This is a genomic window from Catenuloplanes sp. NPDC051500 (assembly GCF_044454585.1).
Classification (GTDB): Bacteria; Actinomycetota; Actinomycetes; order Mycobacteriales; family Micromonosporaceae; genus Catenuloplanes.
The window spans coordinates 106,638-113,622 of sequence record NZ_JBITDX010000027.1 but is presented as its reverse complement, the minus strand read 5'-3'; the positions used below and the strand labels follow the sequence as shown (position 1 = coordinate 113,622).

Sequence of the window (6,985 nt, the reverse complement as noted above, 5' to 3'; positions counted from 1 at the left end):
CACCGACCACACGACAATCACCGAGATCGCCGCCTAACATCATGACCAGCGGAAACGCGATGATCGCCTCTTACACCACGCCGCTGGACGTGACCAAACCTCAGTAAACGATGACCGCACTACCCCGCGTGCCGCGAGACCGCCGACCAGCCGGAACGACCCGCAGACTCCTGGCCTCAATGCCAGCACTTCGATCGCCAGGCCCAGACCGCCACGCGAAGGGACAGCAGAGTCAGGAGCGGGAGCAAATCTGTTGCCCATGTCGGGGCGACTCAGCCATCCCCTGATCAGATCCGACCCCTGCCAGAAATATCGAGATAAATCACTTGCCGCCGGTACGGGGCCGCCGCCCACAATTGCCAACGGCCGATAGATCAACAGCCAGGTGAGGCATGTACACGTCATTCGTCGCGAATAGCGTGCTCATGCCTCACCTGACGCCCTCCACCGTCGCCACTTCTTCGCATTTCACCCATATCCCGCCGCTCCGCTCCGCCTCCCCCGCCCCGCTCCGCCTCCTCCCGCCCCGCTCCGCCTACCCCGCCCGCTCCGCCTGCCCTGCCCTGCCCTGCCCTGCCCTGCTTTTGATCTTGTGTCGTGTGCGCAGCACACAAAAGTGACCGCCTGGCTGCGCCGTCTGCCATCGACCCGCCCTACGGGGAGCAGATCATCGGCAGGGCCGCCACCAACGAACAGATACCAACACCCCGCAGCGCGACCAGAAACACGCGCCCACCCACGAGACCGCAGCCCGGCGAACCCAGCGCGACCAGCAGACTCGTAAGACCCGATCAAGACGGCGCCAACACCACCCAGCCTGGCGGCCCTGCCGATGATCTGCTCGGCTCTGCCCGGGTCGATGACAGACGGGGCAGACAGGCCACACGAAACCCAACCACCGACAAAGCTCTACCAGCGAAGCTGGCCTGCGCTTCCGGTTGCCCCGGAGCCGGAGCGCTCCCCCCGGAGGGCCGCCGGAGGCAAAAGAACCGCAGCCAACCCGCTTTCACCACCAAGGGGCAAAATGTCGGAGTAGGCCGCTGGCAAGGGTGGCTAAGTCACGAAATTTCGGGCGCGTAGCGCCCGATCCCTCGCGCTTCGATCCCTCGCTCCTCCATCCCCCGCTCCTCGACCCGTCGCCCTCCGGATGGGTAACAGAGTCGCTCCCGCAGACAACCTCGCGCCGGGCTCCGCTGGGGGCTCCCACGTCGCTCCAAGCCGGTCCCGCCGTGGCCGAGACGACCGGCACGGTGAAGGCTCCCACGCCGCTCGGAGCCGGTCCCGCCGTGGCCGAGACGACCGGCACGGTGAGGGCTCCCCCGTCACTCGGAGCCGGTCCCGCCGTGGCCGAGACGACCGACACGGTGAAGGCTCCCCCGTCACTCGGAGCCGGTCCCACCGTGACCGAGACGACCGGCACGGTGAAGGCTCCCACGCCGCTCGGAGCTGGTCCCGCCGTCACCCGGACGACCGGCACGGTGGGGTTTTCCCGGCCACCCGCGGATCGGCGGCCCGCGGGAGCATGCGGGACTTGACCACGGCGGAAGCGGGAATATCCGCTTTTGTGGTTTTCAGTCTTTCAGCTCTGCGATCAAGGCCTTTGCGACGCTGTCTACCAGGCGGAACTCGGTGTGGCCGATGCAGCCGGCGTTGGTGTTCTCGGCGCCGTTGAGGAGTGCGCTGGTGTACGGGAGGATCAGCAGGTCGCATTTGGAGTAGAAGGTGCGGTATTCGACGGCGCCGGGGGTCTCGTCGCCGGCGTTGAGTGTGCGGAGGAAGGCGGAGCCGGGGAGCATCTCGCGGCAGGATGGGTCGAAGGAGCAGATCGCGAGCGTGCGGGTGCCGTGGTGCGGGCCGGCGAGGGAGATCAGCTCGTCGACGGTGCGGGTGCCGTTGAGGTTTTTCACGTAGTAGCGGGCGATCAGCGCGCCCATCGAGTGGCCGACGAGGTCGACGTGCGGGGCGCCGATCGCGGCGATGTAGTCGGCGAGCAGCGCTGCGGTGGTGACGTTGGAGACGCGGTAGTCGTAGCCGAACCGGTGGATGTCGGCGGCGTCGTAACCGGCGGCCGTGAGGCGCTGGACCAGTGTGTTCCAGGTGGCGGGCGAGCTGTTGTAGCCGTGGATCAGCACGACCGGGTCGCGGCGGGCGGCGGCGTGGGCCGGGGCGGCGGTCAGGATCGCGGGGCCGGTCAGGAGCGTGAGGACGGCCAGGAACGCGGCGGTGGCGAGCTTCGGGCGCATGCCTCGGACGATAGGACCGCCACGTCCGATTTAGGGGTTATTTCGGGATTTCGGGCTCGGCTGCGGCGGTGGGCTCGGGCTGGCTGAGCGTCTGCTCGCCGGCTGCCAGCAGGTCGGGGAGCGCGCGGGCCGGCACGCCGGTCAGGCGGATCACGGTGCCGTCGGTGAGCAGCGCGAACACCCGGCCGCGCTCACCCGGCGCAAGCTCAGCGACCTGCGACCACGGTATGCGGCGGGAGCCGAGCAGCGCGCGGACCCGCAGGCCCTCGGGGCCGGCGTCGGTGCCGGCCCGCGCGGCCCAGACCGACACGGTCAGCGGGATCAGCACGACGGGCAGCAGCCAGACGTTCGCGGCGGGCAGCGTCAGCGAGCCGGCCGTCGCGATCGCCGCGGCGACGGAGAGGGACGCGGACTGGCGGTACCTGATCACGGTGGAACTGCTGCTCACCCCCGCATCCTCCCACCGCCGTCACCCGGCCGGGCGCGGCGGGTGCGGTGAAATGTCGGTCCCCGCAGGCATACTGACCCTCGAACGGTCATGAGCAGGACTTATCCGGCCTGGAGATCGAGGTATCGACATGACACGACTGCTGGCGATCGGTACGGACAAGGGTTTGTTCCTCGCCACCCATGACGGCGGCGGGTGGGCGGTGGACCCGTTGCGGTTCGCCGTGAAGTCGGTGTACGCGGTCGCGATCGACACCCGCGGCGACACCCCGCGCATCCTGGTCGGCGCGTCCTCCGCCCACTGGGGTCCGAGTGTGGCGATCAGTTCGGACCTCGGGAAGACCTGGCAGGAGCCGGACGATCCGGCCATCACGTTCCCGGCCGACACGGATGCCGCTGTGGAGAACGTGTGGCAGCTCGCGCCCGGCCCGGCCGACCGGCCCGAGGTGGTCTACGCCGGCACCCAGCCGTCCGCCCTGTTCCGCTCCGAGGACGGCGGGCGCTCGTTCTCCCTGGTCCGCGGCCTGTGGGACCACCCGCACCGGCCCACCTGGGAGCCGGGCGCCGGCGGCCAGGCGATTCACACGATCCTGCCCGATCCGCGCGACGACGAGCGCATGGTGGTGGCGATGTCGACGGGCGGCGTCTACCGGACCTCGGACGGCGGCGCGAGCTGGGCGCCGGGCAACGCCGGCATCAAGGCCGTGCACGTCCCCGACCCGTTTCCGGAGTACGGGCAGTGCGTCCACAAGGTGGCACGCGACGGCATCGATCCGGACCGGTTCTACGCGCAGGTGCATCACGGCGTCTACCGGTCGGACGACGGCGCGGCCAGCTGGGAGTCGATCGCGGAGCCGCTGCCTGGCGACTTCGGCTTCCCGATCGTGGCGCACCCGTCCAAGCCGGGCACGATCTACACCTTCCCGATGATCGCGGACATGGACCGTTACCCGGCGGACCACAAGTGCCGCGTCTACAGGTCCCGCGACGCCGGGCGCTCCTGGGAGGCGCTTGCGAACGGGCTGCCGTCCACACCGTTCTACCCGTCCGTGCTGCGCGACGCCATGTGCGTGGACGGCGGCGACCCGGCCGGCGTCTACTTCGGCGCCAAGTCCGGCGAGGTCTTCGCCAGCCTCGACGAGGGCGACAGCTGGGAGACGGTTGCCGCGCACCTGCCCGCGGTGCTCTGCGTGCGGGCGGCGGTCATCTGATGGGCGCGATCGTCCTGCTGCCCGGCGTGCTGCGGCCCGACGCCGGCGACGAGGCGAGACTAGCGGTCTCCGCGCCGAGCACGGTGCGTGATGTGCTCGGCGAGATCGCCGCACGGTGGCCGCGCCTGTCCAAGCGGCTGCGCGACGAGCGAGGCGATCTCCGGCGGTACGTCAACCTCTACGTGGACGGAGAGGAGTGCCGGCGCGTGCAGGGTCTGGAGACACCGGTACCGGATGGGGCAGAGATTCAGATCATTCCGTCGGTCGCCGGTGGGTGATCCCCCTCGGCCTGCGTGGACGCGGTAAGTTGGGGGTCCTGCCCGGCTACTGTGCCGTAACTCACCGAGGCAACAATCGTTGCTGATGGATAGGTGCGGACGTGCCGCCCTTCGCGTTCCCTCGGCGACAGGACCATCCGGTGCCCACGTCAAGTCTTCTGCCCGCGGCCGGCGCGCTGCTGCTCGTCGCCGGCCTCACCGGGCTGCTGTCCGCACCGGTCGCGGCCGGCGGAGCGATCGTGCTGGTCACCGCGCAGGCCGCGGGCGCGCTGATCCGGCGGGCGCTGTCCATCCACGCGGCCACCCGGACGTTCGGGCCGTGCCGTGGCGCCGGGCTGCTCGGCATGGGCGCGATCGCGTCCGGGCTCACCGTGCTCGGCGTGCTGTCCACCGGGCCCGGCGTCCGGTCACTTATCGCAATGACCGGCCTGGTGGTGTCCGCGCTTGTCTACCTGTCCGGGATCGTGCTGCTGCCGGGCGCGGCCACGTCCGTGCCGGCCCGGCTGCGGCGCGCGGTCGACGGCGCGGGCGTCGGGACCAGCCTGGCGTTCGCGGCGTACCTGATACCCGGCGGCGAGCCGATGCCGCCGGGCGCGCTCGCCACCACGCTGCTGTCCGCCGCCGCGCTCTCGGTCATCGTGATCACGTCGCTGCGGGTCACCACCTACCGGCCCGCCGCCTGGCTCTGCGGCGGCGGCGCCACGTCCGCGATCATCGGCCTCGGCGGGATCGTGCACTACTCGTACGAGGGAAACCCGTACGTGCTGCTCGGCTCCGCGCTGTTCGTCTCCGCCGGTCCGCTCGTCGCGGCCGCGGGGGCCCGCCGCACCGCGCAGGCACCGACGCCGGCCCCGCCCGGCACCCCCGAGTCCGTGCTGACCGGATATCCGGTGCTCGCGGTGCCGATGCTGATCGCGCTCGGCAGCGCGGTCTACCACGTGCTCGCCGGCCACAGCTTCGACACCCGGTCCATCCTGCTCGGACTGTCGATCATCCCGTGCGTGGTGCTCCGGGAGATCCTGGCCGTGGCCGACATCCGCCGGTACAGCCGGCGACTCGCCGCACAGGAGGCGCAGTTCCGGTCGCTCGTCTCCGGCGCCAACGATCTCACGCTGATGCTCGGCGCCGACCTGGTCGTGCGCTGGCAGTCCCCGGCCGCGGCCCGGCTCTTCGGGCTCTCCGACGCGGAGGTGGTCGGCCACTCGTTCGCCGGGCTGCTGCACCCGGACGACCGGCCGGACGCGGTCTCCACGCTCCGCGAGGTGCTGGCCGCCGAGGGCGCGCCCGCGGACCGGCCACCGCTGATCGCCGCGAAACTGCGCGACGGGTACGGCGCCTGGCGCGACACCGAGTCCACGATCAGCGACCAGCGGGACGTCCCCGAGGTGAACGCGCTTGTCGTGCACGTGCGCGACATCGGCGACCGCAAGCACCTGGAACGGAAACTGCATGAGATCGCCTACACGGACCAGCTCACCGGGCTGCCCAACCGGCGGGAGATCATGCGGACGCTCGCGGCACAGCGGGCCGTACCCGGGCACACCGGCGCGCTGCTCGTGATCGAGCTGCTCGGCATGGCGGACCTCAGCGACCAGCGCGGACGGGAGACGGCGGACGCGCTGCTGATCGAGGCCGGCCGGCGGATGCGGTCGCTGCTCACGCCGGACGATCTGCCCGGACGGCTCGGCGGCGGCGAGTTCGCGGTGCTGACCGTGCAGGGGCCGGTGCTTGCGTACGCGCTGGGCACCCGGCTGCTCACCGTGCTGACCGCGCCGTACCAGCTGCCCGGCACCCTCATCGACCTGCACGTGAGCGTGGGCCTGGCCGAGGTGGGCGGCTCCTCCACGAGCATCGACGAGGTGTTGCGCCGCGCTGACCTGGCCCGCCGCCGCGCCCGCCAGCAGGGCCCGGACCGGATCGAGTGGTACGACTCGTACCTGGAGGAGCAGCTCGTCCGCCGGATGGACATCGAGCGGGAGATCGCCGGCGTCACCGACCGCGGCGAACTCGACCTTGTCTACCAGCCGATCCTCGCGCTGCCCGAGCGCGCCACGGCCGGCGTCGAGGCGCTGCTGCGCTGGCGCAACCCGACGCTCGGCACTGTCCACCCGGGCGAGCTTCTTCCGGTCGCGGAGGGCCTGGGCGTGATGCCGGAGATCGGCACCTGGGTGCTGTCCACCGCGCTGCGCCGGCTCGCCGAGTGGACGCCCGCGCACCCCGCGCTCACGCTCACCGTGAACGTGTCGCCGCGCGAGCTGGCCGTGCCGGACTTCGTGCACCGGGTCGCCGCGATGCTCAACGCGCACGGCATCGCGCCGGAGCGACTGATCATGGAGGTCGCGGAGGACCGGATCCCGGACGACATGCCGGCCGTGATCACCCAGTTCGCCAAGCTACGGGCGCTCGGGGTACGCACCGCGATCGACGACTTCGGTGCCGGGCAGGCCTCGCTGGCCCAGCTGCGCCGGATGCCTGTCGACATGCTCAAGGTGGACGGTGAACTGATCTCCCGGCCGGTTCCGGAGTCGGGCGGGCAGCCGCTGATCGACGTGATCGTCGGGTTGGGGCGGCGGCTCGGGCTGGAGATCGTGGCGGAGCGGCTGGAGACGACCGAGCAGGTACGTGAGGCGGTGCGGGCCGGGCTGCTGCGCGGGCAGGGCTTCCGGCTCTCCCGGCCGGCGCCGGCCGAGCGGGTCGAGGCGTTCCTGACGGAGCCGACGACGCTGTCCTGATTGCCGGCTCGCGCGGTTGCCGGAGGGCATCGGGGGATGCCGGGCGCGCTCTGTCCGCGTACTGCCTTTCGGGC

The 6,985-nt window shown here is 71.3% G+C and carries 5 protein-coding genes; 3 read left to right on the top strand and 2 right to left on the bottom strand.

All coding sequences use genetic code 11. From position 1 onward, the window contains the following. Positions 1 to 1,571 precede the first annotated feature (1,571 nt). The gene (locus ACIA8K_RS36105; RefSeq protein WP_396067704.1) at positions 1,572 to 2,243 is read right to left on the bottom strand and encodes an esterase/lipase family protein; all 672 of its coding nucleotides are present in this window, start codon (positions 2,241 to 2,243) and stop codon (positions 1,572 to 1,574) included. A gap of 37 nt (positions 2,244 to 2,280) precedes the next feature. After that, the gene (locus ACIA8K_RS36100) at positions 2,281 to 2,691 is read right to left on the bottom strand and encodes a PH domain-containing protein (protein WP_396067702.1); all 411 of its coding nucleotides are present in this window, start codon (positions 2,689 to 2,691) and stop codon (positions 2,281 to 2,283) included. A gap of 130 nt (positions 2,692 to 2,821) precedes the next feature. Between ACIA8K_RS36100 and ACIA8K_RS36095 the strand changes: the two genes are divergently transcribed. From ACIA8K_RS36095 to ACIA8K_RS36085, 3 genes are all read left to right on the top strand, one after another. Next, positions 2,822 to 3,901 carry a WD40/YVTN/BNR-like repeat-containing protein gene (locus ACIA8K_RS36095; RefSeq protein WP_396067700.1) on the top strand — a complete coding sequence of 360 codons (1,080 nt, stop codon included), beginning with the start codon at positions 2,822 to 2,824 and terminating at the stop codon, positions 3,899 to 3,901. Then, positions 3,901 to 4,179 (top strand): ubiquitin-like small modifier protein 1, encoded by a 279-nt coding sequence (locus ACIA8K_RS36090; protein WP_396067698.1) that lies wholly within the window; start codon positions 3,901 to 3,903, stop codon positions 4,177 to 4,179. The genes ACIA8K_RS36095 and ACIA8K_RS36090 overlap by 1 nt, the downstream gene beginning before the upstream one ends. Positions 4,180 to 4,319: 140 nt before the next feature. Then, positions 4,320 to 6,911 carry a putative bifunctional diguanylate cyclase/phosphodiesterase gene (locus ACIA8K_RS36085; protein WP_396067696.1) on the top strand — a complete coding sequence of 864 codons (2,592 nt, stop codon included), beginning with the start codon at positions 4,320 to 4,322 and terminating at the stop codon, positions 6,909 to 6,911. Positions 6,912 to 6,985 lie beyond the last annotated feature (74 nt).

Excerpts from the sequence above, each read along its gene's own strand:
- ACIA8K_RS36105 (WP_396067704.1), bottom strand. The coding sequence starts at position 2,243 with ATGCGCCCGAAGCTCGCCACCGCCGCGTTCCTGGCCGTCCTCACGCTC.
- ACIA8K_RS36095 (WP_396067700.1), top strand. The coding sequence starts at position 2,822 with ATGACACGACTGCTGGCGATCGGTACGGACAAGGGTTTGTTCCTCGCC.
- ACIA8K_RS36090 (WP_396067698.1), top strand. The coding sequence starts at position 3,901 with ATGGGCGCGATCGTCCTGCTGCCCGGCGTGCTGCGGCCCGACGCCGGC.